This window comes from Citrobacter sp. RHBSTW-01044, assembly GCF_013781945.1.
Classification (GTDB): domain Bacteria; phylum Pseudomonadota; class Gammaproteobacteria; order Enterobacterales; family Enterobacteriaceae; genus Citrobacter; species Citrobacter braakii.
Genome location: NZ_CP056180.1, coordinates 1042909 through 1060256, shown reverse-complemented (window position 1 = coordinate 1060256; position 17348 = coordinate 1042909). Strand labels below are relative to the sequence as shown.

The window sequence follows — 17348 nt, the reverse complement described above, 5'->3', positions numbered from 1 at the left end:
CGCATACTGCTGGCCTGTCTGATAAACAGGTCGGCTCAGCCGATGTGAAAAAAAAGAAGATCGTGGAGAACAACATGAGCGTAAATGCGGAGACTCAAACCCCGCAGCAACCGGTCAAGAAGAATGGCAAACGTAAAAGTATGCTGCTCCTTCTGACCTTGCTCTTTATTATTATTGCCGTGGCATATGGGATTTATTGGTTTTTAGTACTGCGTCATGTCGAAGAGACAGACGATGCGTACGTGGCAGGGAACCAAGTTCAAATCATGGCGCAGGTATCAGGCAGCGTGACGAAAGTCTGGGCTGATAACACTGACTTTGTAAAACAAGGCGATGTGCTGGTCACCCTCGACCAGACAGACGCAAAGCAGGCATTTGAAAAAGCCAAAACTGCGCTGGCTTCCAGCGTGCGTCAGACGCACCAGTTGATGATCAATAGCAAGCAGTTACAGGCAAGCATTGAAGTGCAGAGAACCGCGCTGGCGCAGGCACAAAGCGACTTTAATCGCCGTGTCCCGCTGGGCAACGCCAACCTGATTGGCCGCGAAGAGCTGCAACATGCGCGTGATGCCGTCGCCAGCGCTCAGGCTCAGCTTGATGTGGCTATCCAACAATATAATGCCAACCAGGCGATGATTCTCGGCAGTAAGCTGGAAGACCAGCCCGCCGTGCAACAGGCTGCCACTGAAGTGCGCAATGCCTGGCTGGCGCTGGAACGAACCAGAATCGTCAGCCCAATGACTGGCTATGTTTCCCGTCGTTCCGTGCAGCCGGGAGCGCAAATTAGCCCGACCACGCCGCTGATGGCGGTCGTTCCAGCCACTAACCTGTGGGTGGATGCCAACTTCAAAGAAACACAGCTCGCGCACATGCGTATCGGTCAACCTGCGACCGTTATCAGCGATATTTACGGCGATGACGTGAAATATACCGGTAAGGTTGTCGGGCTGGATATGGGTACGGGCAGCGCCTTTTCCCTGCTGCCAGCACAAAACGCAACGGGTAACTGGATCAAAGTCGTCCAGCGTCTGCCGGTGCGTATTGAACTAGATGCACAGCAGCTGGCGCAGCATCCGCTGCGTATCGGTTTATCTACGCTGGTTACGGTAGATACCTCAAATCGTGACGGACAAATTCTGGCAAGCCAGGTTCGCACCACGCCGGTATCAGAAAGTAATGCACGGGAAATCAACCTTGCTCCGGTCAATAAGATGATCGAAGAGATCGTGCAGGCCAACGCGGGCTAATTCAAAGGTGCGTGTGATGCAACAGCAAAAACCGCTGGAAGGCGCGCAGCTCGTCATTATGACGATCGCGCTGTCCCTGGCGACATTCATGCAGGTGCTGGACTCCACCATTGCTAACGTGGCGATCCCCACTATCGCCGGGAACCTCGGCTCTTCACTGAGCCAGGGTACCTGGGTGATCACCTCATTCGGGGTGGCGAACGCTATCTCGATTCCGATCACCGGCTGGCTGGCAAAGCGTTTTGGCGAAGTAAGGCTATTCATGTGGTCAACTATCGCCTTCGTCATTGCGTCATGGGCATGCGGGATGTCCACCAGCCTGAACATGCTGATTTTCTTCCGCGTAATCCAGGGGATTGTCGCCGGTCCATTAATTCCGCTGTCACAAAGCTTGTTGCTGAATAACTATCCTCCCGCCAAACGTTCTATCGCTCTGGCGCTATGGTCGATGACGGTGATTGTTGCCCCGATATGCGGCCCTATTCTTGGGGGCTATATCAGCGACAACTATCACTGGGGCTGGATATTTTTCATCAACGTGCCAATCGGTGCTGCGGTGGTATTGATGACCCTGCAAACCCTGCGCGGTCGGGAAACCAAAACCGAGCAGCGGCGCATCGATGCCATTGGTCTGGCCCTGCTGGTCATTGGTATCGGCAGCTTGCAGATCATGCTCGACCGCGGCAAAGAGCTGGACTGGTTCGCCTCTCAGGAGATTATCATCCTGACGGTGGTCGCCGTTGTCGCCATCAGCTTCCTGATCGTCTGGGAGCTTACCGACGAGCACCCCATTGTCGACCTCTCGCTGTTTAAGTCGCGCAACTTTACCATCGGCTGTCTGTGTATCAGTCTGGCCTATATGCTCTACTTCGGCGCAATCGTCCTGCTGCCGCAGCTGTTGCAGGAGGTATACGGCTATACAGCAACCTGGGCCGGTCTGGCGTCAGCGCCGGTTGGGGTGATTCCGGTGATCTTATCGCCGATTATCGGCCGCTTCGCGCACAAGCTTGATATGCGTCGGTTAGTTACGTTCAGTTTTATTATGTACGCCGTCTGTTTCTACTGGCGTGCGTGGACGTTCGAACCGGGTATGGACTTTGGCGCATCGGCCTGGCCACAGTTTATTCAGGGTTTCGCGGTAGCCTGCTTCTTTATGCCGCTGACGACTATCACGCTGTCCGGCTTACCGCCTGAGCGTCTGGCCGCGGCATCAAGTTTGTCGAACTTTACGCGAACGCTGGCCGGCTCTATTGGCACATCAATTACGACGACGATGTGGACTAACCGTGAGTCACTTCACCATGCGCAGTTAACGGAATCCGTTAATCCCTACAATCCAAACGCGCAGGCAATGTACGATAAGCTGCAGGATTTAGGGATGACGCACCAGCAGGCGTCAGGCTGGATAGCCCAGCAGATCACCAATCAGGGGCTGATTATTTCCGCCAACGAAATCTTCTGGATGTCGGCGGGGATCTTCCTGGTCTTGCTTGGCCTGGTGTGGTTTGCCAAGCCACCCTTCGGTGCGGGCGGCGGCGGCGGTGGCGCGCACTAAATATCTGATAAAAGGGATCTGCGGATCCCTTTTTTATTGCCCCGTAAACCACCTCCCAGGGAGATGGTTTACGGGAGGCAATAAAAAACCCCGGTTATAAGCCGAGGTTAATTTAAATACTGGAACAACTAATCAGTATGACTAAATATGCAGTTCCTGCAGTTTCTCTTTCGGCAGCGCCAGCTCTTCATTGCTGTTAACGCGTACATCATGCTCCAGAATATGACGTGCGATATCCTGTGCTTCGCTAAGAGAGTGCATCTGATACGTGCCACACTGGTAAACGTTCAGCTCCGGGATCTGGTTTTGATCCTGCACTTTCAGCACGTCCGCCATCGCCGCTTTCCACGCGTCGGCAACACGCTGCTCGTCTGGCGTACCAATCAGGCTCATGTAAAAGCCAGTGCGGCATCCCATCGGAGAGATATCGATAATCTCCACGCCGTTGCCGTTGAGGTGGTTACGCATAAAACCTGCAAACAGGTGTTCCAGCGTGTGGATACCTTTCTCAGGCATCACTTCTTTGTTCGGAATGCAGAAACGCAGATCAAACACGGTGATTGCGTCGCCATGCGGGGTGTTCATCGTTTTTGCAACCCGGACCGCGGGAGCTTCCATCCGGGTGTGATCGACAGTAAAACTATCTAACAACGGCATTTAGCCACCTCCGATAAATTTTTTGAAAATAATCTGAACTCTTTGTTCCGGGGCGAGTCTGAGTATATGAAAGACGCGCATTTGTTATCATCATCCCTGTTTTCAGAGATGAAATTTTGGCCACTCCCGAGTGGCCTTTTTCTTTTGTATCAAGCGTGCTTTTCCAGCCACACGCTAAACGGCTCAGTATCAGCCGCTTCGATCTCCTGCTGACGACGCTTTGAAGCCTCGGTTTCAGCAATAAATTCCGCTTCCTGCAATATTTCTAACGGCTCTTCACGCAGCAGATTTCGGTAAGCCTCACCCAGCGCTTTACCCGTGCCGCCAATGCCTTCATCAATCATAGACCGTAGGATGCGGGCAGAGAAAGTCAGTTCTGGGTTGTCAAAACAGGCAACCAGTTCATCACAGACCTTTTGATACTCCTCTCCCCCATCGATGCTGTCCAGCGTTTGTGCCACGCGTTTCAGATCACGGAACAGATCTTTCCCTACCTTAGGCAACGGGAACTGGGCTGTTTCACAGCCAATACCTAACGTCAGTCCAGGCTTACGACCTTCGAGAATCACCCGATTCCAGTTTTTACGCGTACACAGCAATTCATCGCTGCTCATTTCCGGGGCATCGGCCAGCGCACACCAGACCATAAACAGATCGAGGAATCGCACCTGCTGCTCGTCCACGCCGATCGGTGAGAACGGGTTGATATCCAGTGAGCGAACTTCGATGTACTCAATACCGCCACGCAGAAGCGCGTCAGAAGGCGTTTCGCCACGACGAGTGACGCGTTTCGGGCGAATAGGCGCATACAGCTCATTCTCAATCTGCAGAACGTTGCTGTTGATTTGCAGACGCTTACCGTCCTTCTCCAGACCGATCGCCGCGTACTCCTCGGAAGGGGTTTTAATCGCGCGCTTTAATCCTGCCACATACTCATGCAAATCGTTAAACGTAATTCCGAGATTGCTTTGCGACTTATTGGTATAGCCCAAATCACTCAGGCGCAGCGACGTCGCATACGGCAGGTAATACATCCCACAGTCGGTTTTTTCAAACGGCAGGGTTGTCGGTTTTCCTTGCAGGAAAGAGGAACAAATGGCCGGAGAGGCGCCAAACAGATACGGGATCACCCAACCAAAACGGTAGTAGTTGCGGATCAGACGGAAGTAACCCGCGGAGATCTTCTCTTTAGCATCTTCGCCGTCCGTTACGCCACATTTCGCCTGCCAGAAAGCCATCGGCAATGAGAAATTGTAGTGTACGCCGGAGATAGTCTGCATCAACGCGCCGTAACGGTTTTTGAGGCCTTCACGGTACAGCGTTTTCAGACGACCAGTATTCGACGTACCGTACTGCGCCAGTTCGATATCCTGGCCTTCGGCAATATAGCAAGGCATGCTCAACGGCCACATACGCTCGTCGCCCAGATTCCTGGCGGTATACCGATGCAGGTCGCGCATGAACGTGAGCATTTTCTCAATGTCGTCGCCTGGAGGCGTAATAAACTCCAGCAGCGCTTCGGCAAAGTCAGTGGTTATCCATTTATGCGTTAGCGCTGAGCCTAACACCTCAGGATGGCCTGTCGTTGCTAATGACCCATCTGCATTAACGCGCAGCGTTTCGCGCTCCAGCCCACGTTGAATCCCCTTTAACGCCTGAGGATGGTTTTCCAGCCAGGCCAGCGCCTGTGATACGTCCGGGATCAAATTGACCTCCCGCCTGTCAAAATCGTTTTAATTAGCATAATGGTATTGGTTACCCTGAAGGCTATCTCACAACACAATTAGTGCCACCACATAATGCCTTGCGTCGTAACCGCTGCGACAACTACATAGCGCAGCGCCTTGCCAAGGCATAAGAAAAAAAGTACTGGACCCCACGAGATGCGCATCCATCCAGCTAACAGGCACAGTAAATCACCCACAACCGGCATCCAGCTTAATAATAGTGTGACAGCGCCATAGCGCCGCAGCCAGCCAGTGGCTTTTTCTTGCCAGCGCGATGTTTTACGCAATGGAAAGAAACGCCCAAGGATAACGTTAGTTAACCCTCCAAGGCTATTACCCATTGTTGCTGTTAAGACTAAGACCCAGGGATGACTTACCCCAGAGACCAGCAAAGCAACTAAAACAACTTCAGAATTGCCGGGTAATAGCGTAGCGCTGAGAAAACTGCTGGCAAACAGTGACAGGAGCGATAGTCCATCACTCACAATAACCGGACATCCACAGCATCCATTCCTGCGGCATGCGCCGCCTGCAGTCCAAAATCGGCATCTTCAAATACGACACAGCGCGCCGGAGCAACACCCATACGTTCGGCACAGAGCAAAAACGTATCAGGAGCAGGTTTATGGTGTTGTACGTGATCGGCTGCGACTACAGCATCAAAATAGCGACGCAGCCCAAGGTGTGCGAGCAGAGCTTCCGCAATCGCGCTTTCACTCCCCGTACCTACCGACATAGGACGACGACCATGCCAGGCTTTCACGACGTCAACCAATGGCAAAGGCTGGACGCTATCCAGCAGCATACTTCTCACCTTGTCGGTTTTTTCACGCGCCAATGCATGAGGGTCAAGATCGGCATGATTCAATTCAATTACCGACTGGGCAATACACCACGTTGGGGAGCCATTGAGGGCGACCATGGCTTGTTCATTAAAACGTAATCCATAATGCCCCAATACCTCATGCCACGCCTTACGGTGCGTTGGCTCGGTATCCAGGATGGTGCCATCCATATCAAAAATCAAACCCGCATAACGTTCGTACATCGTCTTCTCACAAGCCGAATGACCAGACGTTATTTTATCGTAATTGATTGATTTTGTCGCTGACAGCGAATTAAGGGGTGTTCCGGGAGTATGTGGAAATGATTCAAAGGAGAGAAGATGGTGCATCCGGGAGGATTACTCGGCTGCGCCTCGCCCTGGGGCCGTTGCTGAAGCAACGTTATCCTCCCTGGTGCTCGCGATTATCTCGCAGACCATGAAACAACAGTGTTGCTGTTATCTCGGAGAAGATGGTGCATCCGGGAGGATTCGAACCTCCGACCGCTCGGTTCGTAGCCGAGTACTCTATCCAGCTGAGCTACGGATGCATCGGGAAACTTGCTTTACTGCCGATATTGATATCGTAATGAGCGATATCAAGTAAGAGATGGTGCATCCGGGAGGATTACTCGGCTGCGCCTCGCCCTGCGGGCCGTTGCTGAAGCAACGTTATCCTCCTTGGTGCTCGCGATTATCTCGCAGACCATGAAACAACAGTTTTACTGTTATCTCGGAGAAGATGGTGCATCCGGGAGGATTCGAACCTCCGACCGCTCGGTTCGTAGCCGAGTACTCTATCCAGCTGAGCTACGGATGCATCGGGAAACTTGCTTTACTGCCGATATTGATATCGTAATGAGCGATATCAAGTAAGAGATGGTGCATCCGGGAGGATTACTCGGCTGCGCCTCGCCCTGTGGGCCGTTGCTGAAGCAACGTTATCCTCCCTGGTGCTCGCGATTATCTCGCAGACCATGAAACAACAGTTTTGCTGTTATCTCGGAGAAGATGGTGCATCCGGGAGGATTCGAACCTCCGACCGCTCGGTTCGTAGCCGAGTACTCTATCCAGCTGAGCTACGGATGCATCAGGGAAACTTACTTACTGCAGATTTGATATCGCTGCTAAAGTGATATCGATTTTCTGTAACAACGCTAATGCGCTATTGCAGAGAAGATGGTGCATCCGGGAGGATTCGAACCTCCGACCGCTCGGTTCGTAGCCGAGTACTCTATCCAGCTGAGCTACGGATGCAAATGGCGGTGAGGCGGGGATTCGAACCCCGGATGCAGCTTTTGACCGCATACTCCCTTAGCAGGGGAGCGCCTTCAGCCTCTCGGCCACCTCACCAACACGCCTCTTGCGAGTGCTTCGAAGAACTTGTTTCTGCTCATCGTCGCTGCGTGGCGCACATATTACTTTCTGGGACTTATAAGTCAAACAATTTTTCCAGCGCTTTTATCGTTTGCACATTTCACGCGCAATTAGTCTGCAAAAACGGCAAAAAGAGTGTTTTATCAACAGATAAATTGGCAATTTCCTGAAGCAATGAACAAACGGAAAAATCGCAGGGAAAGGCAATGCGCGGATGAGAATCGAAAAAATGAGGAAAACGAAGAAGAAAAGAGAAGAAAAGGGATAATTCAATCAGGTTGCGCCTCACCAGAAAGGTGAGACGCGAAAACCTTAGTAACTGGACTGCTGGGATTTTTCAGCCTGGATACGCTGGTAGATCTCTTCACGATGGACAGAAACTTCTTTCGGGGCGTTTACGCCAATGCGCACCTGGTTGCCCTTCACCCCTAAAACTGTCACGGTGACCTCATCGCCTATCATGAGGGTCTCACCAACTCGACGAGTCAGAATCAGCATTCTTTGCTCCTTGAAAGATTAAAAGAGTCGGGTCTCTCTGTATCCCGGCATTATCCATCATATAACGCCAAAAAGTAAGCGATGACAAACACCTAAGTGTAAGCAGTCACGGCATCACATTCTGTTAAACCTAAGTTTAGCCGATATACACAACTTCAACCTGACTTTATCGTTGTCGATAGCGTTGATACAAACGCTGCGGATTGAAGTCCGCAGCGTCGACTTACGCTTATAATTATTACAGTTTTGCGCTGACCCAGCCTTTCACACTGGCTAACGCTGCTGGCAGACCCGCAGCATCCGTACCACCGGCTTGCGCCATGTCCGGACGACCACCACCCTTACCGCCTACCTGCTGAGCGACCATTCCAACCAGTTCCCCTGCTTTCACGCGATCTGTCACATCCTTAGACACACCTGCAATCAGAGAAACCTTACCTTCCACTACCGTTGCCAGAACGATAACGGTAGACCCCAGTTGATTTTTCAGATCATCAACCATGGTACGCAACATTTTCGGCTCAACGTCCGCGAGTTCGCTGACCAGCAGCTTCACGCCATTGATATCAACCGCTTTGCTGGAGAGATTTGCACTCTCCTGCGCCGCAGCCTGTTCCTTCAATTGCTGCAATTCTTTTTCGAGTTGACGCGTACGCTCCAGCACGGAACGAACTTTGTCACCAATATTCTGGCTATCGCCTTTCAGCAGCTGCGCAATATCGCTTAAGCGATCGCTCTCAGCATGCACGGTTTGGATAGCGCCTTCACCGGTCACAGCTTCAATACGACGAACGCCCGCCGCAGTGCCTGACTCAGACACAATACGGAACAGACCAATATCCCCCGTACGGCTGGCATGAGTACCACCACACAGTTCGGTAGAGAAATCACCCATGCTCAGAACACGCACGTGGTCGTCATATTTCTCGCCAAACAGCGCCATTGCGCCTTTGGCTTTCGCCGCTTCGAGATCCATGATGTTCGTTTCAATCGGCAGATTGCGACGAATTTGCGCATTAACCAGATCTTCAACGGCACGGATTTCAGCAGGCTTCATAGCTTCAGTATGAGAGAAGTCGAAGCGCAGCACTTTATCGTTAACCAACGAGCCTTTCTGTGCCACATGCGTGCCCAGTACCTGGCGCAGCGCCGCGTGCATCAGGTGCGTTGCGGAGTGGTTCAAGCGAATGCGCGCACGACGAGTTTCATCAACATCAGCCTGTACTGCATCGCCAATTTTCAGAGAACCCGCAGACAGCTTACCGATGTGACCAATGGCCTGGCCATATTTCTGCGTGTCGCTCACGGCAAACGCGAAGCCTGCGCCTTTCAGTTCACCCTTGTCGCCAACCTGACCACCAGATTCCGCATAGAACGGAGTCTGATCCAGTACGACAACTGCGTCCTGACCTGCGTTAATTGCGTCTACCGCTTTACCATCAACAAACAGCGCGGTCACTTTGCCGTTAAGTTCCAGGTGTTCGTAGCCTTTAAATTCAGAGGCGCCATCAACACGAATCATCGCATTGTAGTCTGCGCCAAAGCCGCTGGCTTCACGTGCGCGACGGCGCTGTTCTTCCATTGCAGCTTCAAAGCCCGCTTCGTCAACCTTAATGTTGCGCTCGCGGCAAACGTCCGCCGTCAGGTCAACCGGGAAACCGTAGGTGTCATACAGACGGAATGCGGTTTCGCCATCCAGTGTATCACCGGACAGTTTTGCCAGTTCTTCATCCAGCAGCGCCAGACCACGCTCCAGTGTACGCGCAAACTGCTCTTCTTCGGTTTTCAGAACCTGCTCAACCATAGCCTGCTGACGCTTCAGTTCTTCACCTGCGGAGCCCATGACGTCCACCAGCGGACCAACCAGCTTGTAGAAGAAGGTATCCTTCGCGCCCAGCATGTTGCCATGACGTACCGCGCGACGAATGATACGACGCAGCACATAACCACGGTTTTCATTCGACGGGACAACGCCATCGGCAATCAGGAATGCACAGGAGCGGATATGGTCAGCGATAACGCGCAGCGACTTGTTGCTCAGATCGGTCGCGCCGGTGACTTTCGCCACGGACTCAATCAGTGAACGGAACAGGTCGATTTCATAATTGGAGTTAACGTGTTGCAGCACGGCCGCAATACGCTCAAGGCCCATACCAGTATCCACGGACGGCTTCGGCAGCGGTTCCATGGTGCCGTCAGCCTGACGGTTGAACTGCATGAAGACGATGTTCCAGATCTCAATGTAGCGATCGCCATCTTCTTCTGCGCTTCCCGGAGGGCCACCCCAAATGTGGTCGCCGTGGTCGTAGAAAATTTCGGTGCACGGACCGCAAGGGCCGGTATCACCCATCTGCCAGAAGTTGTCGGAAGCATAAGCCGCGCCTTTGTTATCACCGATACGGATGATACGTTCGCGCGGAATGCCAACTTCTTTTTCCCAGATTTCATAGGCTTCATCGTCAGTTTCATAGACGGTGACCCACAGACGCTCTTTTGGCAGGGCAAACCAGTTTTCACCGGTCAGCAGTTCCCATGCGTATTGAATAGCATCATGTTTGAAATAATCGCCGAAGCTGAAGTTGCCCAGCATTTCGAAGAAAGTATGGTGACGTGCAGTGTAACCGACGTTTTCCAGGTCGTTGTGCTTACCGCCCGCACGCACACAACGCTGCGAGGTGGTTGCGCGGGAATAATTACGCTTGTCGAGGCCAAGGAACACATCCTTGAACTGGTTCATCCCGGCGTTGGTAAACAACAAAGTAGGGTCATTGTTCGGTACCAGGGAGCTGCTGGCAACTACCTGATGTCCTTTACTATGGAAAAAATCGAGAAACGCCTGACGGATCTCAGCGGTGCTCTTGCTCATAATTATCCTGAAGAAATCAAGCTAACGAAATGTCATTACCAGCATCGGCACGTAAACTGCGCCTCTGGCAATCGAAAAGTGGGAATAAGATAAGTTTTCTTTACTGGGAAGTAAAATCCCGTATGCGCTCAATCGTCAAAATTTCGCCATATTGCCTGAATATCTTCCATCAGATAGCCACGGTAGAGCAAAAAGCGCTGGACCTTTACCTTATCTGAAAAATCTACAGGTAAAGGTTCTCCGTATTTACGAATGGCCTGTGCGCGCGCAAGTGCTGCCCAGTCAATTTCACACTCGCGCATGGCTCGTTCAACGGCTTCCCGCGAAATCCCTTTTTGGTTTAATTCCTGACGCACACGCGCGGGTCCATAACCTTTACGGCTACGGCTGGAGATAAACTGCTGAACAAAGCGGTCATCATCCAGATAACGACTTTCAATACACCAGGCGATGACCTTGTCGTAATCCTCCGGCGTTGCATCAATGTCTTCCGGTCCATTTTTTCCCATCACCGCAGCGGCCAGCTTACGCCGCAGTTCCTGCTCGCTGTGATCGCGCATCGCCAGTATACGTACAGCGCGGTCAAGAAGTCGGGAATAAGCGGAGCGGCGGGAAGTTGCTTCTGTCATAGTGAGCCTTCAGAAATGGAAAAGGGCTGCATCGTATGCAGCCCTTCTATGTGCGATAACGTCAGATTATCAGAAATCTTCGTTCGTTTCTTTTACATCTTCACCGCTGTCATCAACAGAGAAGTCTGGTTTTGAATCCGGGTTATTGAGCAGTAACTCGCGTACTTTCTTCTCAATTTCCTTCGCCGTTGCCGGGTTTTCCTTCAGCCAGTTAGTGGCATTCGCTTTACCCTGACCAATTTTCTCACCGTTGTAGCTGTACCATGCACCGGCTTTTTCAATCAGCTTCTCTTTCACGCCCAAATCGACCAGTTCGCCGTAGAAGTTGATACCTTCACCGTAAAGAATCTGGAATTCAGCCTGTTTGAACGGCGCGGCAATTTTGTTTTTCACGACCTTAACACGGGTTTCGCTACCAACCACGTTGTCGCCTTCTTTCACCGCGCCAATACGACGGATATCCAGGCGAACAGAAGCATAGAATTTCAGGGCGTTACCACCGGTGGTGGTTTCCGGGTTACCGAACATAACACCAATCTTCATACGGATCTGGTTGATGAAAATCAGTAGCGTGTTGGACTGCTTCAGGTTACCGGCCAGCTTACGCATGGCCTGGCTCATCATACGTGCCGCAAGGCCCATGTGAGAGTCACCAATCTCGCCTTCGATTTCTGCCTTCGGCGTCAATGCGGCAACGGAGTCGACAACGATAACGTCAACCGCACCGGAACGCGCCAGCGCATCACAGATTTCCAGCGCTTGTTCACCGGTATCCGGCTGAGAGCACAGCAGGTTGTCGATATCAACGCCAAGCTTGCGCGCATAGACGGGATCCAGTGCGTGTTCCGCATCGATGAACGCACAGGTTTTACCTTCGCGCTGTGCGGCAGCAATAACCTGCAGGGTCAGCGTCGTTTTACCGGAAGATTCAGGCCCGTAGATTTCAACGATACGGCCCATTGGCAAACCGCCCGCGCCCAATGCGATATCCAGAGAAAGCGAACCGGTGGAGATGGTTTCCACATCCATGGAACGGTCTTCACCCAGGCGCATGATGGAGCCTTTACCGAATTGCTTTTCGATCTGACCCAGCGCTGCCGCCAACGCTTTCTGTTTGTTTTCGTCGATAGCCATTAATTACTCCTGTCATGCCGCTTTCGGGTTAAACCGCGAAACGTGATAGATAATGTTCTGTTGGGGCAATTATACTGTATGCTCATACAGTATCAAGTATTTTGTAGAAATTGTTGCCACAGGGTTTGTAACGCGTAGGCGGTCGCCTGTCGACGCACCGCATCGCGATCGCCGCTGAAGCATTCCCGGCGAGTAATCCCCTCGCCGCTCGCGCTGGCAAAAGCGAACCATACCGTCCCCACGGGCTTTTCTTCACTGCCGCCATCTGGCCCCGCAATACCGCTAATCGAAACAGCGAAATGCGCGCGGGCCGCTTTTAGCGCGCCAATCGCCATCTCCACCACCACAGGTTCGCTCACCGCCCCATGCTGGACCAGCGTCTCTTCGCGCACGCCAATCATCTGCGCTTTGGCTTCATTGCTGTAGGTCACAAACCCGCGCTCAAACCAGGCGGAGCTGCCGGCAATATCCGTAATTGCTTTGGCTACCCAGCCGCCGGTGCAGGATTCCGCCGTCGTCACGGTTGCCCCGCGCGCTTTCAACGCCAGGCCAACCTGCTCGCTTAACTGCATCAGTTCACTGTCGGTCATTTCAGCCTCTGTCAGTTAAAAAAATATGCCGGACAAGATAGCACTTTCATAACCAAGATGGGGATGAGGAGACAATTTTACGAGGGGCATTCAGAAAATAGATAAACCGCATTCAAAAGAGTACCGGATAACGCACCAGGATAGCGTATTCGGTCTACAAGGAATTGCCCCTGTAGACCGATAACAAATGATTACTGCACGCGCGCCAGCGCGACCGCCTGACCCAATTGCCACACGGCCATTGCATAGTGGGTACTGTGGTTATAGCGGGTGATGGTGTAGAAGTTTGGCAGTCCATACCAATACTGATAACCGGTACCGATATCCAGTCGCAGCAGGCTGGCCTGCTGATGATTACCCAGAGACTGCTGCGGCGTCAGGCCTGCGGCGGCAAGCTGAGAAATGCTGTACTGGGTTTTAAAGCCGTTCGCCAGCCCAGGCGCCTGGCCATTCGCCGGAACCGCGACCGTATCGCCTTTCACCCAACCGTGGCCTTTGAAATAGTTCGCCACGCTACCGATAGCATCAACCGGATCCCACAGGTTAATGTGACCATCGCCATTGAAATCAACGGCATATTGTTTATAGGAAGATGGCATAAATTGGCCGTAGCCCATCGCCCCTGCGAAAGAACCTTTCAAATCGAGCGGATCGTCGCTTTCATCTCGCGCCATTAGCAGGAAGGTTTCCAGTTCACCAGAGAAATATTCCGCACGACGAGGATAGTTAAACGACAACGTCGCCAGCGCATCCAGAATCCGCGTTTTACCCATCACGCGGCCCCAGCGAGTCTCTACGCCAATAATGCCAACGATAATTTCTGGCGGTACGCCGTAGACCTGCCATGCACGGTTCAGCGCATCTTCATATTGGTTCCAGAAGGCCACACCGTTTTGTACGTTATCCGGGGTGATGAACTGTTTACGATACCGCAGCCATGCACCGTTAGGTCCGGCTGGCGGTTGAGTCGTCGGCGCCTGGCGGTCCATCAAACGCAATACCGAGTCCAGACGCTTGGCCTGCGACAGGATCTCCTGCAACTGCTGGCGGTCAAAGCCGTGCTTGTTCACCATTTTCTCGATGAACTGCTGCGCGTTCGGATTATTGGCAAAATCGCCGCCCGTTTGCATGACATTGTGCTGTGGCTCAAGCAGGAAGCCGCCGGATGGCGTACCCGTAGTCGTTTGAGTCTCTGAAGGTTTAGGTTTGCTGCTACAAGCAGCAAGCAATACGAAAAGGGGAAGTAACGCTACATAACGACGCTTGAACATGAGACATCCATTAAACAAATTCAGCCTGGGAGAAGTATGGTAAAGCATCCTCCGCCACACAAGGAAGCAGTAGTCGCTCTCCTTCACAGAATTTCCCCCCTCTTGCACTCCTGACCGGCACATTTGCGCGTCCTCACGCACAATCTTTCAAATTAAAATATTTATCTTTCATTTTGCGATCAAAATAACACTTTTAAATCTTTCGATCTGATTAAAATTAGTTACCGTTTGGCAAGATAACTAAAACCCCTACAGGAGAGAATAATGATCGACACCATCACACTCGGTGCTGAGTGGTTTATCGGATTGTTCCAGAAAGGCGGAGAGGTGTTTACCGGCATGGTGACCGGTATTCTGCCTCTGCTGATCAGTCTGCTGGTCATCATGAATGCGCTGATTAACTTTATCGGTCAGCAACGTATTGAACGTTTTGCCCAGCGCTGCGCCGGAAACCCGCTGTCCCGCTATCTACTGCTGCCGTGCATCGGCACATTTGTGTTTTGTAATCCTATGACGCTGAGCCTGGGCCGCTTTATGCCGGAAAAGTTCAAGCCCAGCTACTACGCAGCCGCCTCTTACAGCTGCCATTCAATGAACGGCTTATTTCCCCACATCAACCCCGGTGAGCTGTTCGTCTATCTGGGGATCGCCAGCGGACTGACCACGCTGGGTCTTCCGCTCGGCCCGCTGGCGGTGAGCTATTTGCTGGTCGGCCTGGTGACCAACTTCTTCCGCGGCTGGGTGACCGATTTCACCACCACCATCTTTGAGAAAAAAATGGGCATTCAACTTGAGCAGAAAGTACATCTGGCGGGAGCAGCATCATGACGCGTATTCGTATTGAAAAAGGCACCGGCGGCTGGGGCGGCCCGCTTGAACTGGATGCCGTGCCAGGCAAGAAAATTGTCTATATCACCGCCGGGACTCGCCCCGCAATAGTCGACAGGATAGCCAGCCTGACAGGTTGGCAGGCCGTTGATGGCTTCAAAGAAGGCGAGCCGCCAGAGAACGAAATTGGCGTGGCGATCATCGACTGCGGTGGCACGCTGCGCTGCGGGATCTATCCAAAACGCCGTATACCAACAGTGAATATTCACGCGACGGGTAAATCAGGTCCGCTGGCCCAATATATTATCGAAGATATCTATGTCTCTGGCGTGAAAGAAGAAAACATTACCGTTATCGGTGAAGCATCCGCTGCGCCAACGCCTGCAAACAGCACGATGGGTCGCGAGTACGACACCAGCAAGAAAATTACCGAACAAAGCGACGGTCTGTTGGCAAAAGTCGGCATGGGAATGGGTTCAGCCGTTGCGGTTCTGTTTCAGGCTGGGCGAGACACTATCGATACCGTCCTGAAAACCATTCTGCCGTTTATGGCGTTCGTCTCGGCGCTGATCGGCATCATTATGGCGTCTGGCCTGGGTGACTGGATTGCCCATGGACTCGCACCGCTGGCCAGCCATCCGCTGGGGCTGGTAACCCTGGCGCTGATCTGCTCTTTCCCGCTGCTGTCCCCTTTCCTCGGCCCTGGTGCGGTCATCGCCCAGGTTATCGGCGTCCTGATCGGCGTACAGATTGGTTTGGGGAACATTCCTCCGCATCTGGCGCTACCTGCCTTGTTCGCCATTAACGCTCAGGCGGCATGCGACTTTATTCCAGTCGGATTGTCGCTAGCCGAAGCGCGCCAGGACACGGTCCGCGTCGGTGTGCCATCCGTACTGGTGAGTCGTTTTCTGACCGGCGCACCGACCGTTCTCATCGCCTGGTTTGTTTCCGGCTTTATTTACCAATAAGAGGCACTCAAAAATGACCGTGATTTATGAAACCACCATCACCCGCATCGGCCAGAGCGCCCCGGATGCACTCTGCGACCAGATGCTAATTACCTTTCGTGAAGGCGCGCCTGCGGATATCGAAGAATTTTGCTTCATCCATTGCCATGGGGAGCTGAACGGCTCTTTGCAGGCTGGGATCCAATTTGAGCTAAGCCAGCATCGCTACCCGGTCACAGCCGTTGGCAGCGTGGCGGAACAAAACTTACGTGAACTGGGACATATCACTCTGCGTTTTGACGGACTGAGTGAAGCGGAATTTCCCGGCACCGTACACGTTGCGGGCCCCGTACCGGACGGTATCGCACCGGGCTGTATTTTGAAGTTTATTGCTTAAGATTGAAGGAGATAAAGATGAATCAGGTTGCCGTTGTCATTGGTGGAGGCCAGACCCTGGGGGCATTCCTTTGCCGTGGGCTTGCGACAGAAGGGTACCGCGTCGCGGTGGTGGATATCCAAAGCGATAAAGCCGCCAACGTCGCGCAGGAAATTAACGCCGAGTTTGGCGAAGGCACCGCCTACGGTTTTGGCGCTGATGCCACCAGCGAACAAAGTGTGCTGGCGCTGTCGCGCGGAGTGGATGAAATATTTGGCCGCGTCGATCTGCTGGTTTACAGCGCGGGTATCGCAAAAGCCGCGTTTATCAGCGACTTTCAGCTTGGGGATTTCGATCGCTCGTTGCAGGTGAATCTGGTCGGCTACTTTCTCTGCGCACGGGAATTTTCACGCCTGATGATCCGCGATGGCGTCCAGGGACGCATTATCCAGATCAACTCCAAATCAGGGAAAGTGGGCAGTAAACACAACTCAGGCTATAGCGCGGCAAAATTTGGCGGCGTAGGTTTAACCCAGTCGCTGGCGCTGGATCTGGCAGAGTACGGGATCACCGTGCATTCACTGATGCTCGGCAATCTGCTGAAATCACCGATGTTTCAGTCATTATTACCGCAATATGCGACCAAGCTTGGCCTTAAGCCAGACGAAGTCGAGCAGTACTACATTGATAAGGTTCCGCTTAAGCGCGGCTGCGATTATCAGGACGTGCTGAACATGCTGCTGTTTTACGCCAGCCCGAAAGCCTCTTACTGCACCGGTCAGTCCATTAACGTGACCGGTGGTCAGGTGATGTTCTAAGAAAC

At 52.7% G+C, this 17348-nt stretch carries 16 protein-coding genes and 5 tRNA genes; 6 read left to right on the top strand and 15 right to left on the bottom strand.

Translation table 11 applies throughout. From position 1 onward, the window contains the following. Positions 1-74 precede the first annotated feature (74 nt). On the top strand, positions 75-1247 hold the full coding sequence (gene emrA / locus HV352_RS05115) for a multidrug efflux MFS transporter periplasmic adaptor subunit EmrA (RefSeq protein ID WP_016154158.1): 1173 nt from the start codon (positions 75-77) through the stop codon (positions 1245-1247). A 16-nt stretch (positions 1248-1263) separates the two neighbouring features. Continuing rightward, the gene (emrB, locus tag HV352_RS05110; protein WP_016154159.1) at positions 1264-2802 is read left to right on the top strand and encodes a multidrug efflux MFS transporter permease subunit EmrB; all 1539 of its coding nucleotides are present in this window, start codon (positions 1264-1266) and stop codon (positions 2800-2802) included. A 141-nt stretch (positions 2803-2943) separates the two neighbouring features. Here the strand turns inward: emrB and luxS are convergent, their stop codons facing one another. The 15 genes from luxS to mltB all read right to left on the bottom strand — a co-directional run bounded on the left by luxS (position 2944) and on the right by mltB (position 14374). Next, positions 2944-3459: an S-ribosylhomocysteine lyase gene (luxS, locus tag HV352_RS05105; protein WP_016154160.1), complete on the bottom strand. Its 516-nt coding sequence runs from the start codon at positions 3457-3459 to the stop codon at positions 2944-2946. A gap of 149 nt (positions 3460-3608) precedes the next feature. Then, the gene (gene gshA, locus HV352_RS05100) at positions 3609-5165 is read right to left on the bottom strand and encodes a glutamate--cysteine ligase (RefSeq protein ID WP_016154161.1); all 1557 of its coding nucleotides are present in this window, start codon (positions 5163-5165) and stop codon (positions 3609-3611) included. 77 nt (positions 5166-5242) lie between these two features. Beyond that, on the bottom strand, positions 5243-5671 hold the full coding sequence (locus HV352_RS05095) for a YqaA family protein (protein ID WP_003825961.1): 429 nt from the start codon (positions 5669-5671) through the stop codon (positions 5243-5245). Then, positions 5668-6234 carry a fructose-1-phosphate/6-phosphogluconate phosphatase gene (gene yqaB / locus HV352_RS05090; RefSeq protein WP_181635246.1) on the bottom strand — a complete coding sequence of 189 codons (567 nt, stop codon included), beginning with the start codon at positions 6232-6234 and terminating at the stop codon, positions 5668-5670. Before yqaB ends, HV352_RS05095 begins: the two co-directional genes overlap by 4 nt. Positions 6235-6483: 249 nt before the next feature. Next, positions 6484-6560: transfer RNA gene (locus HV352_RS05085), tRNA-Arg, on the bottom strand. A gap of 192 nt (positions 6561-6752) precedes the next feature. Then, positions 6753-6829, bottom strand: a tRNA-Arg gene (locus HV352_RS05080). A gap of 192 nt (positions 6830-7021) precedes the next feature. Beyond that, positions 7022-7098, bottom strand: a tRNA-Arg gene (locus HV352_RS05075). A gap of 91 nt (positions 7099-7189) precedes the next feature. Next, positions 7190-7266 (bottom strand) — tRNA-Arg (locus HV352_RS05070). Positions 7267-7269: 3 nt separating this feature from the next. After that, positions 7270-7362, bottom strand: a tRNA-Ser gene (locus tag HV352_RS05065). Between the two features lie 336 nt (positions 7363-7698). Further along, positions 7699-7884, bottom strand: a complete 186-nt coding sequence (gene csrA / locus HV352_RS05060) for a carbon storage regulator CsrA (protein ID WP_000906486.1) — start codon at positions 7882-7884, stop codon at positions 7699-7701. 238 nt (positions 7885-8122) lie between these two features. Beyond that, positions 8123-10750, bottom strand: coding sequence for an alanine--tRNA ligase (gene alaS / locus HV352_RS05055; protein WP_181635245.1), 2628 nt, complete (start codon positions 10748-10750; stop codon positions 8123-8125). Between the two features lie 128 nt (positions 10751-10878). Then, the gene (gene recX / locus HV352_RS05050; protein WP_181635244.1) at positions 10879-11379 is read right to left on the bottom strand and encodes a recombination regulator RecX; all 501 of its coding nucleotides are present in this window, start codon (positions 11377-11379) and stop codon (positions 10879-10881) included. 69 nt (positions 11380-11448) lie between these two features. Then, positions 11449-12513 (bottom strand): recombinase RecA, encoded by a 1065-nt coding sequence (recA, locus tag HV352_RS05045; protein ID WP_016154166.1) that lies wholly within the window; start codon positions 12511-12513, stop codon positions 11449-11451. Between the two features lie 92 nt (positions 12514-12605). Then, entirely contained in the window at positions 12606-13103 is a 498-nt protein-coding gene (pncC, locus tag HV352_RS05040) for a nicotinamide-nucleotide amidase (RefSeq protein WP_016154167.1), read from the bottom strand. Positions 13104-13294: 191 nt separating this feature from the next. Continuing rightward, positions 13295-14374, bottom strand: coding sequence for a lytic murein transglycosylase B (gene mltB, locus HV352_RS05035; protein WP_032947148.1), 1080 nt, complete (start codon positions 14372-14374; stop codon positions 13295-13297). A 264-nt stretch (positions 14375-14638) separates the two neighbouring features. Between mltB and srlA the strand changes: the two genes are divergently transcribed. The 4 genes from srlA to srlD are packed head-to-tail and all read left to right on the top strand — an operon-like array spanning position 14639 to position 17343. Beyond that, the gene (srlA, locus tag HV352_RS05030; RefSeq protein WP_016154169.1) at positions 14639-15202 is read left to right on the top strand and encodes a PTS glucitol/sorbitol transporter subunit IIC; all 564 of its coding nucleotides are present in this window, start codon (positions 14639-14641) and stop codon (positions 15200-15202) included. Continuing rightward, on the top strand, positions 15199-16170 hold the full coding sequence (locus tag HV352_RS05025; protein WP_016154170.1) for a PTS glucitol/sorbitol transporter subunit IIB: 972 nt from the start codon (positions 15199-15201) through the stop codon (positions 16168-16170). Before srlA ends, HV352_RS05025 begins: the two co-directional genes overlap by 4 nt. A 13-nt stretch (positions 16171-16183) precedes the next feature. Next, on the top strand, positions 16184-16546 hold the full coding sequence (gene srlB / locus HV352_RS05020) for a PTS glucitol/sorbitol transporter subunit IIA (RefSeq protein ID WP_053389534.1): 363 nt from the start codon (positions 16184-16186) through the stop codon (positions 16544-16546). A gap of 17 nt (positions 16547-16563) precedes the next feature. Beyond that, a complete protein-coding gene (srlD, locus tag HV352_RS05015; protein ID WP_003037345.1) occupies positions 16564-17343 on the top strand; it encodes a sorbitol-6-phosphate dehydrogenase in 780 nt (259 codons plus the stop codon). The last annotated feature ends 5 nt before the right edge of the window (positions 17344-17348 follow it).

Bases quoted from the DNA above. Each gene is read 5' to 3' on its own strand.
- emrA (WP_016154158.1), top strand. From the start codon at position 75: ATGAGCGTAAATGCGGAGACTCAAACCCCGCAGCAACCGGTCAAGAAG.
- emrB (WP_016154159.1), top strand. From the start codon at position 1,264: ATGCAACAGCAAAAACCGCTGGAAGGCGCGCAGCTCGTCATTATGACG.
- luxS (WP_016154160.1), bottom strand. From the start codon at position 3,459: ATGCCGTTGTTAGATAGTTTTACTGTCGATCACACCCGGATGGAAGCT.
- yqaB (WP_181635246.1), bottom strand. From the start codon at position 6,234: ATGTACGAACGTTATGCGGGTTTGATTTTTGATATGGATGGCACCATC.
- csrA (WP_000906486.1), bottom strand. From the start codon at position 7,884: ATGCTGATTCTGACTCGTCGAGTTGGTGAGACCCTCATGATAGGCGAT.
- alaS (WP_181635245.1), bottom strand. From the start codon at position 10,750: ATGAGCAAGAGCACCGCTGAGATCCGTCAGGCGTTTCTCGATTTTTTC.
- recX (WP_181635244.1), bottom strand. From the start codon at position 11,379: ATGACAGAAGCAACTTCCCGCCGCTCCGCTTATTCCCGACTTCTTGAC.
- recA (WP_016154166.1), bottom strand. From the start codon at position 12,513: ATGGCTATCGACGAAAACAAACAGAAAGCGTTGGCGGCAGCGCTGGGT.
- pncC (WP_016154167.1), bottom strand. From the start codon at position 13,103: ATGACCGACAGTGAACTGATGCAGTTAAGCGAGCAGGTTGGCCTGGCG.
- mltB (WP_032947148.1), bottom strand. From the start codon at position 14,374: ATGTTCAAGCGTCGTTATGTAGCGTTACTTCCCCTTTTCGTATTGCTT.
- srlA (WP_016154169.1), top strand. From the start codon at position 14,639: ATGATCGACACCATCACACTCGGTGCTGAGTGGTTTATCGGATTGTTC.
- HV352_RS05025 (WP_016154170.1), top strand. From the start codon at position 15,199: ATGACGCGTATTCGTATTGAAAAAGGCACCGGCGGCTGGGGCGGCCCG.
- srlB (WP_053389534.1), top strand. From the start codon at position 16,184: ATGACCGTGATTTATGAAACCACCATCACCCGCATCGGCCAGAGCGCC.
- srlD (WP_003037345.1), top strand. From the start codon at position 16,564: ATGAATCAGGTTGCCGTTGTCATTGGTGGAGGCCAGACCCTGGGGGCA.